The organism is Candidatus Tisiphia endosymbiont of Myopa tessellatipennis, from assembly GCF_964031105.1.
Classification (GTDB): domain Bacteria; phylum Pseudomonadota; class Alphaproteobacteria; order Rickettsiales; family Rickettsiaceae; genus Tisiphia.
Map to the genome: position 1 here is coordinate 48747 of NZ_OZ035005.1, position 24318 is coordinate 73064.

The 24318-nt window shown below is 32.2% G+C and carries 23 protein-coding genes; 8 read left to right on the top strand and 15 right to left on the bottom strand.

Going from position 1 to position 24318, the window contains the following annotated elements; translation table 11 throughout:
- Positions 1 to 7 precede the first annotated feature (7 nt).
- The gene (locus AAHN03_RS00245; protein ID WP_342279217.1) at positions 8 to 1054 is read left to right on the top strand and encodes an IS110 family transposase; all 1047 of its coding nucleotides are present in this window, start codon (positions 8 to 10) and stop codon (positions 1052 to 1054) included.
- Positions 1055 to 1569: 515 nt separating this feature from the next.
- Here the strand turns inward: AAHN03_RS00245 and ccmE are convergent.
- The 5 genes from ccmE to AAHN03_RS00270 all read right to left on the bottom strand — a co-directional run bounded on the left by ccmE (position 1570) and on the right by AAHN03_RS00270 (position 5203).
- A complete protein-coding gene (ccmE, locus tag AAHN03_RS00250; RefSeq protein ID WP_342278715.1) occupies positions 1570 to 1962 on the bottom strand; it encodes a cytochrome c maturation protein CcmE in 393 nt (130 codons plus the stop codon).
- Positions 1940 to 2068 carry a hypothetical protein gene (locus tag AAHN03_RS00255; RefSeq protein WP_341763311.1) on the bottom strand — a complete coding sequence of 43 codons (129 nt, stop codon included), beginning with the start codon at positions 2066 to 2068 and terminating at the stop codon, positions 1940 to 1942. The genes ccmE and AAHN03_RS00255 overlap by 23 nt, the downstream gene beginning before the upstream one ends.
- Positions 2069 to 2072: 4 nt before the next feature.
- A complete protein-coding gene (locus AAHN03_RS00260) occupies positions 2073 to 2708 on the bottom strand; it encodes an SCO family protein (RefSeq protein ID WP_341763310.1) in 636 nt (211 codons plus the stop codon).
- A gap of 466 nt (positions 2709 to 3174) precedes the next feature.
- Positions 3175 to 4158, bottom strand: coding sequence for a porphobilinogen synthase (gene hemB, locus AAHN03_RS00265; RefSeq protein ID WP_342278716.1), 984 nt, complete (start codon positions 4156 to 4158; stop codon positions 3175 to 3177).
- 10 nt (positions 4159 to 4168) lie between these two features.
- A complete protein-coding gene (locus AAHN03_RS00270) occupies positions 4169 to 5203 on the bottom strand; it encodes a hypothetical protein (RefSeq protein ID WP_342278717.1) in 1035 nt (344 codons plus the stop codon).
- A 291-nt stretch (positions 5204 to 5494) separates the two neighbouring features.
- Between AAHN03_RS00270 and AAHN03_RS00275 the strand changes: the two genes are divergently transcribed.
- Both AAHN03_RS00275 and AAHN03_RS00280 read left to right on the top strand, forming a co-directional pair.
- Entirely contained in the window at positions 5495 to 5656 is a 162-nt protein-coding gene (locus AAHN03_RS00275; protein ID WP_341761148.1) for a hypothetical protein, read from the top strand.
- Between the two features lie 145 nt (positions 5657 to 5801).
- On the top strand, positions 5802 to 6863 hold the full coding sequence (locus AAHN03_RS00280; RefSeq protein WP_342278718.1) for an IS110 family transposase: 1062 nt from the start codon (positions 5802 to 5804) through the stop codon (positions 6861 to 6863).
- A 555-nt stretch (positions 6864 to 7418) separates the two neighbouring features.
- Here AAHN03_RS00280 and AAHN03_RS00285 read toward each other — a convergent pair.
- From AAHN03_RS00285 to AAHN03_RS00305, 5 genes are all read right to left on the bottom strand, one after another.
- Positions 7419 to 7685, bottom strand: coding sequence for a HEPN domain-containing protein (locus AAHN03_RS00285; protein ID WP_342279218.1), 267 nt, complete (start codon positions 7683 to 7685; stop codon positions 7419 to 7421).
- Complete coding sequence (locus AAHN03_RS00290) at positions 7648 to 8310, bottom strand: nucleotidyltransferase (protein ID WP_342278719.1); 663 nt, start codon at positions 8308 to 8310, stop codon at positions 7648 to 7650. The genes AAHN03_RS00285 and AAHN03_RS00290 overlap by 38 nt, the downstream gene beginning before the upstream one ends.
- A 109-nt stretch (positions 8311 to 8419) precedes the next feature.
- Positions 8420 to 9397, bottom strand: coding sequence for a DNA polymerase III subunit delta (gene holA, locus AAHN03_RS00295; RefSeq protein ID WP_375333084.1), 978 nt, complete (start codon positions 9395 to 9397; stop codon positions 8420 to 8422).
- A gap of 356 nt (positions 9398 to 9753) precedes the next feature.
- Complete coding sequence (locus AAHN03_RS00300) at positions 9754 to 10257, bottom strand: hypothetical protein (RefSeq protein WP_342278721.1); 504 nt, start codon at positions 10255 to 10257, stop codon at positions 9754 to 9756.
- Positions 10258 to 10273: 16 nt separating this feature from the next.
- Positions 10274 to 12400, bottom strand: coding sequence for a ribonuclease E/G (locus tag AAHN03_RS00305; protein WP_342278722.1), 2127 nt, complete (start codon positions 12398 to 12400; stop codon positions 10274 to 10276).
- Between the two features lie 604 nt (positions 12401 to 13004).
- On the opposite strand from AAHN03_RS00305, the gene AAHN03_RS00315 reads away from it, so the two are divergent.
- Together AAHN03_RS00315 and AAHN03_RS00320 are read left to right on the top strand one after the other, a co-directional pair.
- Positions 13005 to 14156, top strand: coding sequence for a hypothetical protein (locus AAHN03_RS00315; protein WP_342278723.1), 1152 nt, complete (start codon positions 13005 to 13007; stop codon positions 14154 to 14156).
- Positions 14157 to 14379: 223 nt separating this feature from the next.
- On the top strand, positions 14380 to 15126 hold the full coding sequence (locus AAHN03_RS00320) for a TlyA family RNA methyltransferase (protein ID WP_342278724.1): 747 nt from the start codon (positions 14380 to 14382) through the stop codon (positions 15124 to 15126).
- Between the two features lie 267 nt (positions 15127 to 15393).
- Here the strand turns inward: AAHN03_RS00320 and AAHN03_RS00325 are convergent, their stop codons facing one another.
- The 5 genes from AAHN03_RS00325 to AAHN03_RS00345 form a co-directional block, all read right to left on the bottom strand.
- Complete coding sequence (locus tag AAHN03_RS00325) at positions 15394 to 16140, bottom strand: hypothetical protein (protein WP_342278725.1); 747 nt, start codon at positions 16138 to 16140, stop codon at positions 15394 to 15396.
- A 91-nt stretch (positions 16141 to 16231) separates the two neighbouring features.
- Positions 16232 to 17308: an undecaprenyldiphospho-muramoylpentapeptide beta-N-acetylglucosaminyltransferase gene (gene murG / locus AAHN03_RS00330; RefSeq protein ID WP_342278726.1), complete on the bottom strand. Its 1077-nt coding sequence runs from the start codon at positions 17306 to 17308 to the stop codon at positions 16232 to 16234.
- Entirely contained in the window at positions 17305 to 18453 is a 1149-nt protein-coding gene (gene ftsW, locus AAHN03_RS00335; RefSeq protein ID WP_342278727.1) for a putative lipid II flippase FtsW, read from the bottom strand. Before ftsW ends, murG begins: the two co-directional genes overlap by 4 nt.
- On the bottom strand, positions 18446 to 19822 hold the full coding sequence (gene murD, locus AAHN03_RS00340; RefSeq protein WP_342278728.1) for a UDP-N-acetylmuramoyl-L-alanine--D-glutamate ligase: 1377 nt from the start codon (positions 19820 to 19822) through the stop codon (positions 18446 to 18448). The genes ftsW and murD overlap by 8 nt, the downstream gene beginning before the upstream one ends.
- A 353-nt stretch (positions 19823 to 20175) precedes the next feature.
- Positions 20176 to 21540: a M23 family metallopeptidase gene (locus AAHN03_RS00345; RefSeq protein ID WP_342278729.1), complete on the bottom strand. Its 1365-nt coding sequence runs from the start codon at positions 21538 to 21540 to the stop codon at positions 20176 to 20178.
- A 465-nt stretch (positions 21541 to 22005) separates the two neighbouring features.
- On the opposite strand from AAHN03_RS00345, the gene AAHN03_RS00350 reads away from it, so the two are divergent.
- The 3 genes from AAHN03_RS00350 to AAHN03_RS00360 all read left to right on the top strand — a co-directional run bounded on the left by AAHN03_RS00350 (position 22006) and on the right by AAHN03_RS00360 (position 24318).
- On the top strand, positions 22006 to 22509 hold the full coding sequence (locus AAHN03_RS00350; RefSeq protein ID WP_410521336.1) for a DUF2155 domain-containing protein: 504 nt from the start codon (positions 22006 to 22008) through the stop codon (positions 22507 to 22509).
- 154 nt (positions 22510 to 22663) lie between these two features.
- Positions 22664 to 23944, top strand: a complete 1281-nt coding sequence (locus AAHN03_RS00355; RefSeq protein ID WP_342278730.1) for an O-antigen ligase family protein — start codon at positions 22664 to 22666, stop codon at positions 23942 to 23944.
- Positions 23944 to 24318 carry an NADH-quinone oxidoreductase subunit A gene (locus AAHN03_RS00360; protein ID WP_342278731.1) on the top strand — a complete coding sequence of 125 codons (375 nt, stop codon included), beginning with the start codon at positions 23944 to 23946 and terminating at the stop codon, positions 24316 to 24318. Before AAHN03_RS00355 ends, AAHN03_RS00360 begins: the two co-directional genes overlap by 1 nt.

Genomic DNA, 24318 nt, shown 5'->3' on the forward strand with positions numbered 1-24318 from the left:
TACCACAATTGGTATAGATATTGCAAAAAGAATTTTTCAAATTCATGGTGTAGATAAAAATGGTAAGACGGTATTAAAGAAAAAATTAATGAGAGATCAAGTTTTAACATTTATGGCTAATTTACCAAAATGTTTGGTAGGGATGGAAGCTTGCGGTGGAGCTAGTTATTGGGCAAGAGAAATAACTAAATTGGGACATATAGTAAAACTAATAACTCCACAATTTGTTAAACCGTATGTTAAAACTAATAAAAACGATCAAGCTGATGCTGAAGCTATATGTGAAGCGGTGACAAGACCTAATATGAGGTTTGTACCAATTAAAACTGTAGAACAACAAGATATTTTGTCAATTCATCTGGTAAGAGAGAGATTGGTAAAAAGCCGTACGGCACTTGCGAATGAAATTAGAGGATTATTACATGAATTTGGTTTTATTATTCCTCAAGGGATCAATAAGGTTGTAACAAAATTAACTGAGATTTTAGATGAAGGAAATTTGAGTCAGCTAGGTTACCAAACATTTAGTGAACTGAAAGAGGAATTTTTAGATAATGACAAAAAAATAAAAGAGATAGAAAAAAGATTAAAAATAATAGCTAGCAACTTAACTCAATATCAACGATTAACAGCTATACTTGGTCTTGGTTTAATTACTGCTACTGCTTTAATAGCATCAATAGGTAATGCTACAAGTTTTGAGAATGGTAGGCAATTATCGGCATGGCTTGGATTAGTGCCAAGGCAGCATTCCAGTGGAGGGAAAGATAAGTTGCTTGGAATTAGCAAGCGAGGTGATGTTTACTTGCGTACTCTATTGATCCAAGGAGCTAGAGCTGTACTAAATGCCAAGATAAGATTTACATCGGAAGAACAAAAATCTAAAAAAGATTTTAGCAAATTTACGCAGTGGATGTTTAATTTATCTGAGCGAAATGGACATAATAAAACAGTAGTTGCTGTAGCTAATAAACTGGCAAGAGTGGTGTTTGCAGTACTAAGGTCAGGGGATGATTATGTAGAGAGTAAAGTTTGTAGCACAGAGCTATTATAATTAACATAAAATAAAATAAATAGTGGTTTATTAATTAATAGGTAAACAAAGAATATGTAAGAGATTCCAACCCGGAATATGCGTGAGATAATAATATTGATGGTAAATAAGACAAACCTTAGCTTACAAAAAAACTGATGACTACAATGGCTCTTTGAAGCCGATAAAATGATAAGTATATAGTAAATTTGTAAGCCAGCGAATTCCATCAGGGCTGTAGGATAAATTACACATAATTTATTAACTATAAGCCGGATACATGTATGCATTTGCATTTTTGCTATTAGATGTTATTTTTTTCTTGCATTTTACAGGAGGTTCATACATGTAGTCAGTAACAAAAATTTAATTTTCCGTCCCACACACCGCATGACAATCTACTTCTATAGCATAATTTCTGCTCATATTTATCTCGAAGATGAGAAGGGTACTATCTGTATACTAGCTTTCTTACTTAAGTTTTCTTAAGTATCTTATAGTTATTCACTAAAGACAATATTTAAGATACAAGGGTACTATGTAGGTGAGGCTGGAGAATAATTCTCATCATGCTTAGTTAATAACTCACGAGCTATGAATATATTACCTGATAATTTACCTACAGCTACTATCCCTTGATTCTCACGAAATAAAGCGGGTAAAACCCCTTGGTAAGATATTTCTAGGTCTTTAATGTCATCTGTAATGACAAAATGCACTTTATCAGCAGTAATTTTTCTGATTGAACCTACTTTAACTAAGCCCCCTACTCTCAATTCTTTGCCAAGTTTTGACTCGTTAATTTTTGACGTAGGGTAAAAAAATACTATACTATCTTCAAGATTGTATAATACCATATATATTCCCCCAGCACTGCATAAAAGGTAAAATAATATAAAGTTTAATCTATTTTTTACCTTTTTTTGCATTACTTGATCTAACTTTAATTTTATTATAATCTAGCCAACTTGTTATTAACAATAAGGCAAGAGCAGCAAAAGCAAACAGGTATGAAGCTAGTAGATAATTAAACATCTTATTATCTTTTTTGATTTTGCTGCTTCACTCTAATAAAATCTATAATTTCTTGAGCAGAACTATTTAAGTAAAAATGCTTTATATATTCCCCTTGTTGATCCATTAAATAACTAAAAGAAGAATGATCAATCATATAATTTTCACCATCATTTGCTCTAGCATAATACACTTTAAACTTATCAGCAACCTCTTTAATTTGTTGTTCATTACCCGTTAAACCAATAAATTTAGGATTAAAATGCTTTAAATATTCTTTAAGCACTGCTGGAGTATCACGCTGAGGATCTACAGTAATAAAAACAAATTCAACATCAATTTTATATTTATCAAGAGTATTAATGACCTCTGTTAATTTTTGCAAAGAAGTAGGACAAATATCAGGGCAATAAGTAAAACCAAAATAAATTAAACTTAATTTTCCTTTCAAACTATCACTATTGAAAGTCTTACCGTCTTGATCAGTTAGCTCAAAGTTTCCACCAATTTGCACGTCAATATTATCCCCTCCTCCCTTTCCAGCAAGGGGTTTTTGCGGTATGTCAAAAGATAACCAAAGATACAATGACGTAATAGTTATCAATAAACCTACTGCTAAAATAATTTTTATAATAATATTATCCTGACATTTTTCTTGCATTGTATTCTTCACCTCATAGTACCCTATATTTTTCTATAATCGTCATAGCAAGGCTCTTTAGATGCCGTGGCGATCCAAGTAAACAGCGAAGCTATTTTTTTAGAGTAACGCTTCGCGTATCCTAGATTGCCGCGTCGCCGCTTTTTCGCGACTCCTCGCAATGACGTTTTATAGACGTATATGTCTATTAGCGAGCGAACGTACGTGAGCGTGGCAATCCCATAACTGTTGAAAGTTTACAAATACCTATACCACAGCGTCATTGCGAGCGTAAGCGAAGCAATCTATCTATATGACAAGCTTCATGGATTGCCACGTCGCCGCTTGCAGCGGCTTCTCGCAATGACGACTTTTTAACTTTCAACAGTTGTGCCACTTTGTGGCTCGCAATGACGGTTTAAGCCTTACAACAGCACTCCGCTAACAGACGATTTTTAACTTTCAACAATTGTACCCTGCTTCCCATTTATTGATCATTCAATATTTGTGCTACTTCTAATGCAGCGTATGTAACAATGCTACTAGCACCAGCACGCTTAAAACATACCAATGATTCTATTATGCTTGCTTGCCAATTTAAGGCATTGGCATCTGCCGCAAATCTTAACATAGAATATTCACCACTTACCTGATAGGCAAATATAGTAGTATTAAAGTTATTGACCGCTTGTGCTATGACGTCCAAAAACATCATACTAGGTTTAATCATAATCATATCTGCACCTTCAGCAAGATCATGTTCTATCTCTAACATAGCTTCTCTGCTATTACGTACATCCATTTGGTAGGTCGCTTTATTTAGATAAGCTGTCTTATTATTGTTCAATGCATCTCTGAATGGGGCATAAAAACTTGAAGCATATTTTGCCGCATAAGATAGTATATTAACGTTAATAAACCCTTCTGAATCTAGTATTTGACGTATGCCCATAATCCTACCATCCATCATATCAGATGGTGCTACAATATCTACCCCAGCTTTTGCTAAAACTAAAGCTTGGTTGCACAAAGCTTTAACAGTTCTATCATTATCTACATCCCCATTATGTAGAATACCATCATGTGCATGGGTAGTGTAGGGATCTAGGGCAACATCGCATATTATACCAATATCGATATTGGCATTTTTTATACTTCGTATAGTTCTACACATTAAATTGTCTAGATTATATGCTTCATCAGCATTATCGCTTTTTAATTTTGCATCTATACAAGGGAAGAGTATTATAGCATTTATGCCATTTTCATAAGCCTGCCTAGCCCTCAATACTACTTGATCAATAGATAGTCTATGCACCCCAGGCATAGTTTTGATCTCTTGACGCTGGTTCTCGCCCTCAACCACAAATAATGCTAGCACCAAATCATTTACGCTAAGCCTATTCTCTGCTACTAATTCTCTTAGCCACCGCGTTTTTCTATTTCTTCTTAATCTTATTGTTGGGTACATATCTATGTTCTTACCTTTGTGCAGAGTTGTTTTTACCTTTTGTTTGTGGGTGTGCTATTATACTTGGTTTTAAATCATCTATAGTACTAGAACTCACCTTTACCATTTTGCTAAATTTACTAAATAATTTAGAGCTTTCTTGATCCAAATTTATATTTCGTTTAATTTTTTGCCGTAATTTTAATTTCTCATCTATATCCTTATCAATTAGTTTAGAATTATTTCTAACGCCCAATAGTTCGTTCATGTTATCCTTAAATGTTTTTTTGCTTTCATTAGCATCCTTGTTAGTTATCACATCTGATATAAAAGCCAAAGCGGATTTAATTGTTGTCCCAAATTTTGCAAAAGCCAACTGTTTCAATCTTTGACTTTCTTTTTTTTGCCCAATTATTGTTTGTTCTATTTCTTTCTCTTGTTTTTGCTCTAATTTTAATTGATTTTCTAATTCTTGTTGTTTCTGATTGCTCCATTCGCTTATGTTTATTAATGTTCCTTCAACACCTTTAATATTATCCTTATTAAATTGTTCTGCCATTAATTTCACATGTTTTTGTAACTCTTTTGCATTATCTTGTCCAATAGTTTTAGCTATATTATTACTATTAGCGACCTTAATCAATGGATCAACTATCTCTTTAATTGCAATCAATTCATCCTTAAAAATTCCCTGTAATATTTCTTTGTTGACATCTTCTAGCCAAAATTTTCTTTCTTCTAGCATATTATCAGGACATTCTTGCAGCACAAGTTCAGCTATATCTGCAATTACTGGCTTTAGCTCAGGACTAGTATTTAATATTTCTTGTAAACTTACTTCATATATCTTTCTAGCTGAGCTTTCTTTATAAAAATAAAAAGCACTCGTTAATGCTGAAATTATATGTTGTTTTACTTCCTTTCTTTCTTTACTATTACTAAACTTGTTAGGATCATCAAAAATATGATCAATTTTTGTTATAATATCATCTGCTTTTTGTTGAATTTCATCTTTTTTTTGTAGAATTTCTTCTTTTTTCTCCCGAATTTTCTCTTGTTTTGTCATTTAGTACCTCATATAATACTATTATATATCACAATTATTAATCTCCACTAAGTATTATTAGCATAAAATTTTATTATAGTTAAACTGGAAAGGTTTTAGCAAAAAAAAACGTCATTGCGAGGAGACGATGAAATCGCCGACGTGGCAATCTCACAACTGTTGAAAATTAAAAAACCGTCATTGCGAGGAGCCACTTTAGTGGCAACTCGGCAATCCAAATTACTTATTATATTTTTTGTGGATTGCTTCGTCGGCTCATGCCTCCTCGCAACTCATCTTCGAGACAAAAAAGTGCTTAAAACGTCTAAAGAATCAGGTTTGCAGTGGTTTTGGCATGAAGTTTGTAGTCATGTAAACATCACTTTTCTACTTGACATACTAAAAATTAGTCAACATAATGCTTCTTATGTGTATTACCATTGTTTTGTTTCAAATAAAAACTCTTGTCATTAAAGTACACTTTTATCAGTATTTCTTTATTATAAAATTCCACAGGTGAAAAAATAATGGTATGGATCTCCTGATATACAGAATGAAAAGCAGTTGCTAATCTTCTAAAGTTAATATTAAATATTAAAATAACAATCAGGATGCTAAGATGGAAGTTACCACAATTGGTATAGATATTGCAAAAAGAATTTTCCAAATTCATGGTGTAGATAAAAATGGTAAGACGGTATTAAAGAAAAAATTAATGAGAGATCAAGTTTTAACATTTATGGCTAATTTACCAAAATGTTTGGTAGGGATGGAAGCTTGCGGCGGAGCTAGTTACTGGGCAAGAGAAATAACTAAATTGGGGCATACAGTAAAACTAATGGCAGCACAATTTGTCAAACCGTATGTTAAAACTAATAAAAATGATCAAGCTGATGCAGAAGCTATATGTGAAGCGGTAACAAGACCAAATATGAGGTTTGTACCAATTAGAACTGTAGAACAACAAGATATTTTATCAATTCATCGAGTAAGAGAGAGATTGGTAAAAAATCGTACTGCCCTTGCTAATGAAATTAGGGGTCTACTACATGAATTTGGTTTTATTATTCCTCAAGGGATCAATAAGGTTATGACAAAATTAACCGAGATTTTAGATGAAGGAAATTTAAGCCAGCTGGGTTATCAAACATTTAGTGAACTGAAAGAGGAATTTTTGGATAATGACAAAAAAATAAAAGAGATAGAAAAAAGATTAAAAATAATAGCTAGCAACTTAACTCAATATCAACGATTAACAGCTATACCTAGTCTTGGTTTAATTACTGCTACTGCTTTAATAGCATCAATAGGTAATGCTACAAGTTTTGAGAATGGTAGGCAATTATCGGCATGGTTTGGATTAGTGCCAAGGCAGCATTCCAGTGGAGGGAAAGATAAGTTGCTTGGAATTAGCAAGCGAGGTGATGTTTACTTGCGTACTCTATTGATCCAAGGAGCTAGAGCTGTACTAAATGCCAAGATAAGATTTACATTGGAAGAACAAAAATCTAAAAAAGATTTTAGCAAATTTACGCAGTGGATGTTTAATTTATCTGAGCGAAATGGACATAATAAAACAGTAGTTGCTGTAGCTAATAAACTGGCAAGAGTGGTGTTTGCAGTACTAAGGTCAGGGGATGATTATGTAGAGAGTAAAGTTTGTAGCACAAAGCTATTATAATTAACATAAAATAAAATAAATAGTGGTTTATTAATTAATAGGTAAACAAAGAATATGTAAGAGATTCCAACCCGGAATATGCGTGAGATAATAATATTGATGGTAAATAAGACAAACCTTAGCTTACAAAGAAACTGATGACTACAATGGCTCTTTGAAGCCGATAAAATGATAAGTATATAGTAAATTTGTAAGCCAGCGAATTCCATCAGGGCTGTAGGATAAATTACACATAATTTATTAACTATAAGCCGGATACATGTATGCATTTGCATTTTTGCTATTAGATGTTATTTTTTTCTTGCATTTTACAGGAGGTTCATACATGTAGTCAGTAACGAGAATTTAATTCTACACTCCACTCGTCGCATAATACTCACGTTCTATAGCATAATTTCTGCTCATATTTATCTCGAAGATGAGTCGCAATGACGTTGAAGAATTTTGTGTGCATCACCTAGGTTCTAAGGGTGATGTCCACAACTGTTGAAAGTTAAAAAATCGTCATTGCGAAGCACCGTTAGGCACTGTGGCAATCTTCATGATTAAGCCAAATCACGTTACTTCTTTTCCATTAATCCTTTCCAAGCAAATTTTTTCCGTCACTGTTTTTAATTTTTTAACTCGATCAATAAGGTAAAGTAGCTGTTCTTTAGTTATCTTATAATCTTTGTTATAGCGAGCTTCAATATAAGCCTGTTCAAGTAATCTAAAACATTGCCTTTGCTCAACGCTAGAATTAGGAAATATCTGCCATAATTCTTCATTGTAATTTCCGGCTATACTACCTAATTTTCTTATAATCGTGTAGTTTCGGTTTATAACCGGAAAAAACTAACAGGATAGCATTATAAAAACTTTCGGTAGTTTGGTGAAGGTAAAAAGCTGATAAAGCATAATCTTCCCTTTTTAATGGATATTTACAATCAATGAAAAAACCTGTGCCTCTTACAAACCAGTATTCATAATCCTCTTTAGCTATTTGTCTTCTTTCTTCCCATGGTAAGTTTTTAGCTTCCGCTAGCTGAAACTCACCACTATCATATAAAAGAATTCCTTCTTTTTTTATATCAGAAAAGAAATAATGCCCCTTCTCTAACTGACTATTTACCGTCTTGATTGATTCTAGCACTAAAGTTACCCATAACTCAAAAGGACTTCTTAATGATTTTTTTTCCAACCTTTTTTCTATTTTATCTTCTATGGATAAGCCGGCAAGACCGGCATGTTTGCCTTTCTTCATCACCAACATAAGATCGAGATCACTTTGATAACTATAAGTAATGTGTCCTTTTTTATACTCATCTTGTACCCAATCTCCTCTAGCGTAAGAGCCAAATAAAATAATCATCGCAATCTTATCTTTTCCAACTGCTAAGATTTCTTTTACAATCTTATCAAGCTTTTCTTGAATTATCATAGAACGGCTAGGTAAGGTAGTTTTCATATAGATTTATCGTCATATTTTGAGAATATATTATATAATTTTACTTATTTTCTTGGCAATGTAACTAAAAGATTACTTAAAAATTTGCTTTATGCATAATTATCTCTAATTAGTATGTTTTAACATAAACTTGTTGATATATATCAAAGCCGGCTGGATTTAGCTTATAATCAATTTCTGCTTGCTCTAAATGTTTCAATGTTTTAATGCAATCTTCTAAGTTAACCTTATTTAGAGCTTGCTTAAAACTTGGCACATATTTATAGAAAATTGGTGGAGATAGTGATTTTATAGCCATATCTATATTAACACCCATTGCTAATTTATTCAATACGGTGTATAGATTTAGATAATACCTAATTAATGCTCTGATAATTAGCACTTCATTAATATTTTGTTGTTTTAGTTTGGTGAATTCTTGTAAAAAATTATCAAGATTTCCTGAGGAGAAATAAACGCATAAATCATCCCCATTCCCTGTAAAATCATCACTAACTACAGCTAGTGCATCATCCAAGGTGATTTGATCTTTATCAAATGTAAAATATATTAACTTATTGATTTCATTAACTAGTGTTTGATGGTCACCTTTTAAACGATCTGTTAAATAGTTAACAGTATCTTCACTTATAACCTTACCAACACTGTTACATTTTTGTAAAATTATCTTAGTAATTTTGTGTTCATCATCGTGATAGCAAGCTAGAGAAGCTAGATAAGTTTCAGTTTCAAAAAACTTACGTATACTAGAAGCAGCTGATAATTCATCAGCAATAAAAACTAAGAAATGCAATGAGTCTTTACTGAGAGCCAGTTTTAAAGATTTATCTATAGACTCGCCAACTGACCTTACTATAATCAATTGTTTTTGCATAAAGAAATTTTGGGTATTAACTAACGTCTCGAGCGATCGATTTTTAATTTCAGAATATTCTATAGAGGTTTTTAGTAAGTCAAATTTCTTTACTAAAGTCTTACAAACTTTATCAATGTACCCTTTATCTGGACCATAAAGCAACAGAGCCTTAATTTGTCCATTTTCTACCTTATCAAGTAGCTGAATGATTTGTGATAGATAAAGCTTCATCTTTAATTCTATTTTAGACTTCTTGCATAATTCTACTTCTGTTGGTAATTTATACGTCGATCCGGTACTCAAATCCTCACGTACACTTGCCGTACTGCTTGCGGTCATAGTACCCTACATTTTTTCTATAATCGTCATAGCAAGGCTCTTTAGATGCCGTGGCGATCCAAGTAAACAGCAAAGCTGTTTTTTTAGAGTAACGCTTCGCGTATCTTGGATTGCCGCGTCGCCGCTTTTTCGCGGCTTCTCGCTAATAGACGCTCGGAAGACCCCTTAACAGTAGTGAAATAAAAATGTAAGGTACTATGGCTTGCGGTACTAAGCTACATTTTTCCTAAAAATTCCTCAAAAATTATTCAGTTCGTAGGCACTCTCTTAAAATATAAAATTAATCTTGCTAGGATTTCATCTGCTCCTCGTTTTGTAAGGTCTTTCAATGCTACCTCTTCATCTATATAGCTATAATATGGTAAAGCAGCTGTACTATAAGAGGTTATATGACTAAATGTTCCTGTTGTTACTTCTCGATTAGTAACAATATCAACTAACCTATATTGAATAGTTTGACTGATTGTTTCTCTTAACACATCAGAATTCTTTTGAAGAATAAGTGGTAAACGTTTGTTGGTAAATTTTACCTTTAATAAATACTTTGTTGTGACTGTTGTAGAGCTTGGTAAAATACTCGATAAATAGTAACAAAATTCTGCACCTTCAATAGATGCTATTGGTTCAATTTCAATGCTACTTAATTGGCTTAATTCCTGCGTGCTATATTTATTACTATATACAGGTTTTAAACTACAAGAGGTAAATAAAAATAAGTAAGCAAGAGCTACTAATAAATTTGAACGCACCATATTGTATTTACCATTCTCAACTATTAGTTACCTCCTGAGATTGTCCACTATCATTGTCATCTACCTTACGTTTATTATAGTTACGTACTCTAGAGGGGCGAGAATAATTTGATTTTTTCTCAATATATTTACGGTTTGACTTATTGGTGTCAAGGTCATTGACTCCGTTAACCGATTCATTTACCACTACTGGTTTATTAGTTTCTTGAATAGAATCAATTACCTCTTTATCAATTTTTTCCATACCCTTATTTGATTCACTACTAGATTCTAATTTATCAGGCATTTTCCATTTTTGCTTCTTCTTGTTATGAGCAGGAGTCTCTTTAATACTCTTTTCTTCTTGATAATTAGAGGACTGATTCTGAATTAATGGCTTATTACCAGCTTCTGTATGGCTAGATTTCTTTGGCAATTTTATTTTTTCAATTGAATAATTATCAGAAGTGGCAGAAGGATCAACGTGGAATTTTAACTTTAAATTATATTTTTCTTCAATTAGAGATATTTCTGAACGTTTATTATTCAGTAAATAGATAACTGAATGAATATTAGCAAAAATATTTACTAAATCAATATTTTCATTAAAAATTTCATTTTCCACCGTACGTAGAATCAACATAGCATTTGACTCATCTGCCCTAACAAGACCCTTACCGTTACAATATGAACAAATCGATGAATTTGATTCCAAAAATGAGGGGCTTAATCTTTGACGAGACATCTCAAGCAAACCAAATTGGCTAATATGAGCAGTTTGAATTCTTGCACGATCTCTACTTAGAAATTCCTTAAAAGACCTCTCGACAATCCTACGATTTCTAGCTTCATACATATCGATAAAATCAATAACCACTAAGCCTGATAAATCTCTTAATTTAATTTGCCTAGCAATTTCTCTAGCAGCTTCTAAGTTGGTCTTTAATGCCGTTTCTTCAATATTTTTTTCAGAAGTTGCTTTTCCTGAATTAACATCAATTGAAATAAGTGCTTCTGTTGGATTTATCACTATATAACCACCAGAAGGTAAAGCAAAAACTGGTTGGTATAGTTTTGCTAGTTGTTCCTCAACAGCAAATTTTGTAAAAATTGGCACCTTATTTTTGTATTCTTTGAGCTTAGCCAAATCAATAGGTAATATATCCTTCATGAATTTCACAGCATTTTGATAAGTCCCACTACCTTGTATTATCAACTCTTTAACAGTAGGATCACACATATCTCTTATGACTTTTTGAATTAGACCATCTTCTTCATGTATAAAACAGGGGGCTACAGATTTAAGAGTATTCTCCCTAATTTTATTCCATAATCTTGCTAAATAATCATAATCTCTTTTTATGTCTAAAGTAGTACAACCAGCACCAGCTGTACGAATTATGATACTTGACCCACTACTGTTATTATTTGCAGTTATTTTACTGACTATATTCTTAAGCCTTTTTCGCTCATCAGCATTGGATATCTTACGCGATACACCATTCTGCAATGGAGTATTAGCCATCAGAACGCAATACTTTCCCGCAAGAGATATAAAGGTTGTAAATGATGCACCTTTATTAGCTCTTTCCTCTTTTGTAACTTGAACAAGCATAACTTGTCCTTTTTTTATTACTTCTTGAATTTTGTATTGCTTTTGTTTATTGTCTTCCTCTCTATCACTTTTGTCTACACTTATTGTTTCAATATCATTATCTAAGACATCCAAATTAAATTCTACCTGAATTTTTTCGTCCACTAATCTTTCTATGGCATTTAAATCAATTTCTTCACTATCTATTATCGGATTATAATCCCTCTTTGCTTCAGATTCTACAAAATCATCTTGGGTAATATCTAAAAGAGAAATTTCTTGTAATTTATTTATAGAAGTTAAAGATTTAAGATCAGATACTGGTACATTATAATAATATGGATGAATTTCATTGAAAGGCAAGAATCCGCTTTTGTCCGGACCATAATCTATAAAGGCAGCCTGCAACGCTGGTTCAACTCTTATAACTTTTGCAAGATATATATTACCTTTGATTTGTTGTTTTATGGCTGTTTCATATTCAATATCCTCGATATTGTTACTATGATTCAGTAAAACCACCCTTGTTTCATTAGGGAAGTTAGCATCAACTATAATTTTTTTACTCATTAATTTTTTACTCGTAAATTTCTAGGTATATCTCTAAACTCTGTAACATTTAGCAATATTAGAGAATATTATAACAAATTTAAAACTTAATATTAAGTTTTTATGAGAAAACATTTAACAAGTACATTAACCTAACAAATAACTAAAAAACTCTACTTAACCTAAATTCGATATAACATTACTATGCCATTGATCATTCCTAGCTAAAAGCGGGAATCCATGATACCTAACAGTCATTCAGGCTGTTCTTTGGATTCTGCAATGAAGCGGGGATGACATCGAGAACTATTATACCTACTTGGTTATATAATAGACTTCTTGCATAATTCTACTTCTGTTGGTAATTTATACGTCAATCCGGTACTCAAATCCTCACGTACACTAGAGTACGCTGCGGTTTTCCGTTCCTTGTCTCCTATAAATTCCGGAGCAGCAGCGAATTCTGCAAGAAGTCTAATATTTTATTAATGGTCAAAATAACAAATTAATTAGACAAATCATAATGAGTGATATAATGTACTTTTAGTTATATCAAAATCTCTTAAACGCCTCTCAACTAATAAAATTTATATACGATGTAATCTAGTTTAGCAAACAATTATTTATGACCCAAAATAATCATTTAAAAACAGTTTTGCTATTGTTTCTTAGCGTATTTCTTTTTGCATGTATCACTTACATCAATGCACTTATAATGCCAAGTTTTCTGCTAAGTAAAGGCTTATTTGGGGAACAACTAGACCATATCGAATCAATCGAAATGTTAGGTTATATAATAGCTGGTTTATTCTTAACCCCATTAATTAACAAAATCAGCGATAACAAAACTACTATTATTAGCTTAATCTTACTTATAATAGGCATATTAAACCTAATTATGATTAAGGATTACACCATTCTTAAAATCAATTTTATTGTAATGGCATCTGCCTACTACACTTACATAACCACAACTATCATCAAAATAGTAGAGTTAACCAATAACTATAAATATTATAAATATTTTGCTCTTATTATCTTTTCTTTGTTATGGATAGCTGGACAGTTTACCGTTGATTTACTAACTGTATTTCTAGAATCAGCTATAAATGGGTTATTATTATGCACGTTACTTTATAGCTTCATTATTATAACTTGCTTACAAAGAGAGAATATTAATAAAAATACAACTTTAGTTTCTAGATTTTCATTCTTAATTGAGAATATAGAATTACAGATACTAACAGGCTTTATGGTATCTTATATTACTTTTGATATATTGTGGTATTATGAAGAATTTGCCTTAGAGAAACACTTTCCTGTATCAAAGATAGACACTATTACTCATTATACTCTTATAAGTATATTTTTCTTGATATCACCTGTTATTTTATCATTAAAAATAATCAATAAATATCTTGCGAACTTAATATTGATAATTATCCTCCTAGCCAGTTTTATTCTTTTACCATATTATGGAGTCACTTTAATAGGTAACATCTATCTCCTTTCTATAATTGGTGTATGTTTATGTGCTATTTTTATTTGTAATATATTAATATTATCCGGTAAATTTGAAGCACAAGATTTGAGAACCGCACTGGCAATATATTTCACTATGTGTGCTATTGGCATTTATTCTGGAGCTTTATCTTCTTATATATCCCATGGACTCTATGATGGGCAGGGTTTTCTATTTTCTACATATAGTGTTGTTGGAACTTTTGTACTTTATTATTCTTGGTATTTTTTTAAACGGAAATTGTACAAATGGTAGGGGTATAATCTAAACAGTTTCCCAAAACTAAATTGCTACTCGGAGTACGAGTGTCGGCTACCTTCGCGTACAACTAGTACGTGAGCAGCACAGATATTTGGTCGCGAGAACGCCAATTCTTGCAGTTCACCGAGTATACTAGTGATCCACACGGGTAAAGCCTGTACGGGGATGACATCAAACCTATTACATTGAACTCAGGTTTAAGTTGCTATGAAGATTTATGAAAAAAATAAGACTTGACCAATATCTAGTAGAATCCAAATTAGTTGATGATATTAACATTGCACGAAGCTTAATAGTACAAGGCAAAGTATATATCAACCAGTACCAAAATACCAAACCAGGTACAAGAATATTGACTAATACTCCTGATGTTATTATAAAACACCCAGTACATGATTATGTATCACGAGGGGCTTTGAAATTAATTGCTGCTCTAGACTATTTCAATATTGATCCACAAGATTTAGTTTGTTTAGATATAGGTTCTAGCACTGGTGGTTTTACTGAGGTTTTACTCCGTAGAAATGCCAAAAAGATTTTTGCAGTAGATGTAGGATATGGTGAACTACATTATAAATTGCGTAATAATCCTAAAATTGCAGTAATTGAAAGAACTAATGCCCGCTATCTAACAGTTGAGCAAATTAGCTTACCACTAGACCTTATCGTTTGTGATGCCAGCTTCATTAGTCTTACCACTATATTACCCACTTCATTTGACCTAGCAAAAGATAATTATAGTCTAGTTGCCCTAATTAAACCGCAATTCGAAGTAGCAAGGGATGAAGTCGGGAGCGGTGGAATTGTCAGAAGCCAACTCTTACACCAAAGAGTATGTGACCATATTCAACAATGGCTAGAATCAAACCATAACTTTAATATACACGGGATAATACCCAGCCCTATTTTAGGGGCAAAAGGCAATCAGGAGTTTTTAATTTATGGACAGCGTATAGTCAATTGATGAGAATTTGGTAACATCGTTTTCGATCGCTCGCCTATTATCTATAGGCGTTGCTCCATCGTTCCTAGCATCAAATTCTCATAAATTGACTATAACACCTATGAACCTTTGGCAAAAAAATATAAAACTCGATAATCAAGTTTTTTAGAATTATTAAAAAATATGTCATTGCAAGGAGACCGTAGGTCGACGAAGCAATCCAGTAACATCATTTATCTATAGATTGTTTCGCTTACGCTCGCTAATAGACGTTGTGGTATTCTGTGTTTATATCGCACGAGGCGATAACTGGAATTTCTCTTGTTCATTAACAATAGTACTATTCACTCTATTATTAGTGTCGTGTTTACCAACTTTCTCATTAGGGTCATTTACCTTCATATCATCATAATCTTCACTAAGAAATTTTCTTTTCATTTCTGATTTATTGAGTACACTCTTAGTTTTATTAGTTTCTAATTTTTTAATGTTTTTATGACTATCTGTTTCTATTGGTAACATATCAGCACTTTGTGTTTTAGTATTTTTCCCCGCAGGACAACTATACTTTTCTAAATCTTTTTTAGTTTCATGCAGCATAGCTTTAATTTGCTCTAACTCTTTGTGCAACTTACTGTTTTCCTCATCACTATTTCGCTTTTTTACCCTATCACTTGCTAAGTTCAATGAAGGATAATCTTTATCTTGATTTAACTTCTGCCTTCTTTTGCGATCTGCATCCTGTTTTACCATCTTAAGATACATCTGACGATTTCTTAAAGTTGGATTAATTGTTTCCGTATCAGATTCACTAAGTAAATCTTCCTCATCGTCATCAAAATTTTCTTCCGTGACGTTCCTTTTTGCCATTGATATATACTTCTTATTATAAAGAGGCGGACGCTTACCACCTTCAAAACCTTTGGTATCTATAATTTTATTATTAGCAGATTTTTTAAAATATCCTTTAAAACCATCAGTACAACCTGAAAGTAGGAACAATCCCAAAACTGTAATAATAATTTTCCCTAACATAAAGCAATCCGATAATTTTTTACTAAACCATAATTAATGACACAGAATTATTAAAGTTGCAAGAAGCAATTCCCTCAACTGAATTAAAAAGTCAGCTTATTATTTTTTCTACCGCATCAGCTAAAAGCCTACTACCATCATTTTTCCTTTTTAATAACTCATTAGATGTTTTTTTTAATATATCACGATTTTTTACTAGCACTAAGAGTTTACTGGCTAATTTTTCTGCTGTGACGTCATTTTGTTCAAAACACCACCCTGCCCCACTATCTTCTAGAGCCTTGGCATTATAGAATTGATGGTTTTCGCTAGCTGAAGGTAGTGGAATAAAAATCGCCGGCAATCCTACATAGCAAAGCTCAGAAATAGTCGATGCCCCAGCTCTTGATATTACTAATTCTTGACTCGCATATTGCTGATCCATATCATAAAAAAAATCTGCCAACTTATATGGAATTTTCAACTGAGCATAAATTTTAGCAATATTATCATGATCTTCTATGGAAGCTTGTTGGGTAATATGCAGTTTAATATCAGGATTTGATTGCACTAATATTTGAATAGCTTCAGGTACTAAAGTAGAGAAAATCTTTGCTCCTTGGCTTCCTCCAAAAATAAATATCCGAAAAGGATCATTGCCAAAATCATTTCTTACTTTCAGGTTTTTAACATTCTCCCGTACTATATTTCCTATAACCAATTTCTTATTCTTATCAAGAATATCATAATTTTTAGTTTCATCATATGTAAGGGCAACTTTCCTAGCATATTTTAAGAAAAATCTATTAGCTTTACCAATAAAGCAATTTTGTTCATAAACTATGATAGGAATACGTAAAAATACTGCAGCAAGCAATGGAGGAAAAGTCGGATAGCCACCAAACCCAATTATAGCATATGGTTTAATCTTCACTAATAGCAATAACATCTTAAAAGTTATAATTAATAAGGAAATCAATAATTTAAACTTATTAAATAAACCTTTAGGTGGCAATCTAAAATTTATTATATGTGGTATAAGCTTTAAATCTTCAGTTAAATATTTTTGACACCTAACATCGGTGATAAGGTGCAACTCATACCCACGCTTCATTAATTCTTCACCTAAAGCAATAGCGGGAAACAAATGCCCAGCTGTACCACCACCAGCAACAATTATATTCTTCATATGTCAATATCTTGAATTTTATATTTACCAAGAGAGGTTTTATGTTTGGTAAAACCAAGCAGCATCCCCGTAGCAATGGCTATAGCAAGAGTTGAAGAACCACCATAACTAATAAAGGGTAACGTCATACCTTTGGTTGGCAATAAATTCAAGGTTACACCAATATTAATGATTGCTTGTAACCCTATTTGGGAAATAATACCACTTGCTGCTAATTGAATAAATTTATCTTCTTCATTAATAAGTTTAAGTAAACTACGAATAACTATAAAAGCAAAGATCCCTACAATGATTAAACAAATAATTGCTCCAAATTCTTCACCAGCAACAGCAAAGATAAAATCAGTATGCGAATCCGGCAATACTTGTTTTACCGCCCCTTCACCAGGACCACAACCGTATAAACCTCCATGCTCAAACGCCCTGATTGACTTACCAACTTGGTAATTACTACTACTATCAGGATCCAAGAAACTATTAATCCTTTTTGTTACATGAGGAAGCCAAAAGTAAGCTGCTGTAACCCCAAATACCAACATAAAAGCAGCAAGTATAATCCAAAATATCGGCATACCAGCAATAAAAAGTTGAATACCAAAAACAGCAGTCACCATCACTAACATACCAAAATCTGGCTGGATAATTAATAATAAAGCAACGATACTATAAAGACTTATGCAGATAGAAAAACTTGGAAATTCACCTTCAAATTTCAGCGATAATATCCAGCCTGCCACCACTGCAAAAAATGGTTTTACAAATTCTGAAGGTTGTATAGAGAGACCTAGAATATTAATCCAACGAGTAGCCCCCTTAACCTCATAACCATAAAATCTAACTAAAATTAATAATAATATACTACCAATAAATCCTAGAATTGAGAATCTCTTTAACCATTTTCTTGAGAAAAAAGAAAAAAAAATGATTAGTAACAAAGCACTAGCAAGGTAGAATAATTGTCTAGATGCAAAATAATACTCATTAAGTCCAATTCTATTGGCTACTGCTGATCCTGATGTAGTAACCAACATTATACTAAATACAAATAGGATTACTAAAGCAATAATCATTTGCTGGTCAATACTACGCCACCACCATTTTATATAGTTGTTAGACAATTCATTATTATGATTATCTTTAACCATGATTAATAATAGCATTATATAATTTAATAAATAATTCTCCGCGTTCCTCAAAATTTTTAAATTGATCGTAGGAAGCACAAGCTGGGGCTAGCAGAATATTCTTTATACCCCCCATATCCTCCATTGCATCTTTAAAGGCAGAATTAAAAGCCTCCGTTAAATCTTGACAAATTTGGTAGTCTACCTTGCCATTAAGAAATGATGCAAAAATATCTTTGTCTTGACCAAAAAGATAAGCCTTACGAATTTTATAAAACCATGGCTCTAGCTCTGTTATTCCTCCTTCTTTTGCTATCCCCCCAGCTAACCAATATATATTATCAAGCGATGAGATGGATTTAGAGGCAGCAATACCATTGGTAGCTTTGCTATCGTTATAAAAACTTATTCCTTGCATTGTACCAACATATTGCATTCTATGTGGTAACCCCTTAAATAGCCCGATAGCGGCAATTATTTGTTCTGGCATTGCCCCTATAATTCGACAAACTGCATAACTAGCGGCAATATTTTCTTGATTATGTATACCTTGTAGATAGTTATTATTATGGAGATTAATAGTAATCGGTTCAAAAATATTGTCATAAATAATATTATTACAAATTGATATTCCTTTATTAAGAATTTCATAAGTAGAGATTGGTACTACATTTGTTCTATTTTCCTTTTGTAATTCTAGAAAAATATTCTTGGTAATTTCATGATCAACACTAATTATAGCAAATGAATCTTTATCTATTCGATCAAAGATCTTTTTTTTGGCAGCAATATAGCCTTGCATATTATTATGTCGGTCTAAATGATCTTGCGTGATATTAAGAAGCACCACAATTTTGGCTTTAAAACTGTTTAATAAATCTAATTGGAATGAGGATAGCTCCAATACATATCCTTTACTATCTAATCTCATAGCCAAAACAGGAAAACCAATATTTCCTCCAACTTGATAATCAAAACCACAAGATTGTAAAATATGGCTGGTTAAAGCAGTGTTAGTACTCTTACCATTAGTACCAGTTATGCCAATGAAATTAGCTGCCTCAGGCTCTCTTAACCTAACTTCCTCAAATAACAGATCTATATCTGAAGTTATCGGTATATTATAAGAATTAGCCATTGTAACAATGTCATGAGACAAAGGAATACCTGGACTCAGTAGAATCTTATCAAGATTTTGCCACTGCAGATCAGATAAGCTAACAAGACTATCACTCCCATAGATTTTGGTAAAAGCATCCCGACTACTCTTTGCTTGATCATAGCAAATTACTTTAGCTACTTTATTCAGTACTTTCCAAGCAGCTATACCAGTCTTACCTAAACCAACTATACCTATATTCTTATGTTTTTGCGAAAGAAATGACGACATAATTTTTAGGCTCACCTTGTTTTACTTATGTTTACTATACGTCTATAAAACGTCTACTAGCGAGGAGACCATAAGCACAACTGTTAAAAGTTAAAAAGTTGTCATTGCGAGAAGCCGCTGCAAGCGGCGACGTGGCAATCCATGAACCTTGTCATATAGACAACGCTTCGCTAATAGACATATATACTTCTATGATTTCAAGAGTTGATAGACGATAGTATAACTTCAAGAAGAGCTAGGCAGTAGCAAAGTCGAGCATCGGAGATCTTTGGTCGCGGGAACGCCAATTCTTGAAGTTCACCGAGTATACGTCTATAAATAAGAAACGAGAACTATATTAACTCCTTAAGATTTCAAAAGAATTTTGTTGCTGAATTTTCAGCAATCTCTGACTTATTATCAAGCTCACTACTTAAAGACCTTACATTACTTTTAAATTGTTTAAATTTTGCTAATTGCTTGCCAACAAGCTCTATGCCTGGAGTAGATTTAACGTGCATAGGGTTTATGTTCTTACCACCTATTTTAACCTCATAATGTAAATGTGGCCCCGTAGTTCTACCAGTACTACCAACATACGCAATAACTTGGCCTTGTTTAACTATACTTCCTAACTTAAGATTTTTAGCAAAATTAGAAGCATGAGCATAAGCAGTTGATAGATTTTGACTATGTTTAATCTGTACAAATTTTCCGTAACCAGATTTCCATCCTATTTCAGTTATCACCCCATTACCTGCAGCATAAATCGGCGTACCAGTTGGAGCAGCGAAATCAACACCTTTGTGCATTTTGGTATAGCCTAAAGTAGGATGATGTCTATTACCATAATGAGAAGAAACTCTAACTAATTTAACAGGGGTTCTAAGCAAACTTCTTTTTACACTTTTACCATCTTCAGAAAAGAAATCATGATTATTGGGTGTATTATCTAGAGAATACCGGAAAATATTATATTCTTTACCGGACAAATTAAGCGATACATATAAAACCTTACCATGATGAGAGAATTTACCCTCCTTGGTAACAAATTTTTCGGTTATAACAGTTACCGTATCACCATTTTTAATTTGACGTTGAAAATCAATCTGATAACTATACGAGTTAATCAGCTCAATTATACTATTACTTGATAATCCCAACGATTTTAAGGCCGACATAAAGCTTGAATTAATAACCACAGAAGATTTGGTTATTAATTTATTTAGAACTTTGGTCACATCTTTCGCATAAAAACTTTCCTCTTCTCTAATAATTTCTAAAGATTTAACATTATCATACGCTATGGTTATTTTATTCAATATACGTGATTCAGAAGCAAGATCTTCATCATCTTGTTCAGTAATGTTTATCTCATAATCAAAAACAAGTTGCTGTCCTATCTTCAGGGAAGATTCAATATTCTTGTCTTTTATTAGTTTTACGATTTGGTTTATTTCATTATTTGGAATTTGTTGCCGTAAAAGTATTGCCTTTAATGTATCACCTTTTTTGACTGTTATAATTTGGGAGATTTCATTTGATAGTTCTTCTGAAGATTCAAGTATCTCTGGCTCTGCTATAGTAATTGACATAGTATCACTAACGAACTTATTGATCGATAAAGATACAAAAGTAGCAAACCCCATAAAAAGGAATATAGAAAAGTATGAAAAAATGACCCTAAATTTATACTTAATCTGCGGGTTTGTTAATATAAGGCGGATAATAGCTTGCATTAATGCTCATTTAAGTGATATTGATTCATGAAAAAACAAATAACTAACCAAAAATTTATTTAAATATTTTTAGTTTTTATTTGATCTGTATGTAATGATCCTACCAATATGGAGTATAGAAAAATAAATTACAATAAAAATATTACTAAAGTTTTACTTATTTTAAACTACTAGCGATGAATTACACTATCAGGGCAGTTTAAAAGCCCCAACTAATGATAGGAAATACTAAATTATAGAAATAAATAGTTGTCATCGCGAGCCACAAAGTGGCGTGGCGATCCAAATAAACAGCAATTATCTTTTTAAAAAAACAAACTTTTCTATCATTAGTTGGGACTTCTAAACTGCCCTGTTACACTATCATAAAATTTTATATATACAATTTTGCTGCATGCTAGTATAATTCAGCACAGTCCAAATTATAACTTAAAGAATTGTTATTTTCGCATGTTGCAGAAATTGATGAAGCACCTTATATTTGCTAGTATAATGGGGTTTTTATGCATTCTTTCTTCTTATGGACAAGCTGAAGATAATACTCAAAATATGGAATTCCTTGATACTACAGATGAAAGTAATGAATTAGAAAAAGATAATAATTTTACTGAGCATGTTGCTGATTCTAATAACTTGCCAAATATACAAAATAATGTTGAACATTCAGAATTAAAAACTTACAGTCTTGGTAAGATTATTGCTTTAAATAAAATCACAGCAACATCAAAGGAGCTGGTATTAAAGCCTAATGAACCACAATATTTTGGTAATATTCAAATTAAACTTCATAAATGTATTAAAAATCTTGATCCTTACAATGAGGATAATTACATGCTATTAACCATTACAGAGCATAAAATTGATGAGGATGCTATGTTAATTTTCCAAGGATGGATTATCTCGTCAAGTATCTCAGCCTCCACCTTTGAACATCCTATTTATGAAATCTTTGCTAAAAATTGTTTATAGGATATTTTAACTAATGATATACTCAAATGATTTGAAAAATGGGAACAATAAACAAGGGGAGAGTAAGCGGAGCGTACATTTAGTACGTGAACACGCGAATGCCCCGCAAGTATTTGCAAAAGCCAATTCTTAAAAGCATAAGAGTATACAATCCATGATCTGCCTATTAGTTATGTTATTCCCAGTAGTTGGATTGATTTCTGGTTTTTCTACTGCAGTAACAGTTCCTATGTTGTTATTAACTATATTAGTTGCTTTGCGAGATAAAATCTTTATTCATTTTAAATACGCTACTATTAAAGAAACTTTGTTATCCAATTGGAAACTGGAATTACTATTTTGTCTCTGGTGTCTTATAACAAATTTTTATTCACCTAACTACCCCTCCTCTTTATTTAACTATCTACAGGTTTGTTTAATTGTTCTAATAGGGTTTATCGTAAATAGCAATATTGACAAATTATCCATAAATGTAACTAAAATAAAAATATATTTTATTTTAGGAATAACAGCAGCAATTGCTTTGTTTTTTATAGAATACGCATCTTACGGTATTATAACAAGGGCTTTCCGTACTGTTTTTCAGCCAAAATCTTCATGTCAATTCTTTTTATTCATTCTTGACCGTGGGTGTTCTTTATTATCAGTTCTTTCATGGGTAGCGATAGCTATAATTATATCATATCATAGATATTTATTAGCGCTAATATATTACCTGATAATTTTTTATTTGCTCTATATCTCAGATAGCCTTGCAAGCTTTTTAGCATTTACCGTAGCTGGATTAGTATTTTTAACAAATAGGCTGTTAGTAACCAAATCACTGCAATCTGTTTTTTTGAAATTATTTACCCTTGCTATGATATCTGGTTCAATATTGATGCCAATAATTGCATATAAAATACAACCACATTATGCCTCAGATCACTATGCCAAGTTTCTACCAGATTCTGCTAAGCACCGTGTATTTATTTGGCACTTTGTTGCTGAACAAATTATCAAGAAACCAATTTTGGGTCATGGATTTGCTTCATCAAGAAATTTTAAAATTGATGAGAAACAAATGATTAGCTATAACCAGTGGACGTGGTCTCCCCTTCCTCTACACCCACATAATAATATAATGCAAATTTTATTGGAAACGGGCTTAATAGGTTTGATACTATTTTTATCTTTAATTTACAAATATATTCAAAAAATTAGTAATATATCCTTAGTGCAGTCCTCTAAAAGTGGTAAGATAAATCGAACGACTGAAAATAACAAAATAGATGTATTAAATTACAAGTCAGTTGCCTATGCTTGCTTTATAAATTATTATATAATAGGTATGATTTCATTTAACATTTGGCAAATATGGTGGGTTTGCAGCTCTTTTGGAGCGATGATTTTGTTTAAGTTACTTCTTTCAAAATCACAGGAGTATAATTACTAATGTTGGAAACATCTAATATTTTACAAGAATACTTGCCTATAGCTGTGTTTTTTGGTATAGCATCAGTTTTATCATTGGTAATAGTTACATTGCCAAGGCTTTTAGCTCCTCGAAAATATAATAAGGCTAAGTTGGATAGTTATGAATGCGGATTTGAAGCTTTTGGTGATGCTAGAAGCAAATTTGATGTACGTTTTTATCTAGTAGCTATTTTATTTATTATTTTTGATCTAGAAATAACTTTTTTGGTGCCATGGGCTATTACGCTTGGACAAATTGGTAAATTTGGTTTCTTCTCAATGATGTTTTTCTTATTGGTACTTACCATCGGTTTTGTATATGAATGGAAAAAAGGAGCTTTAGACTGGGAGTAA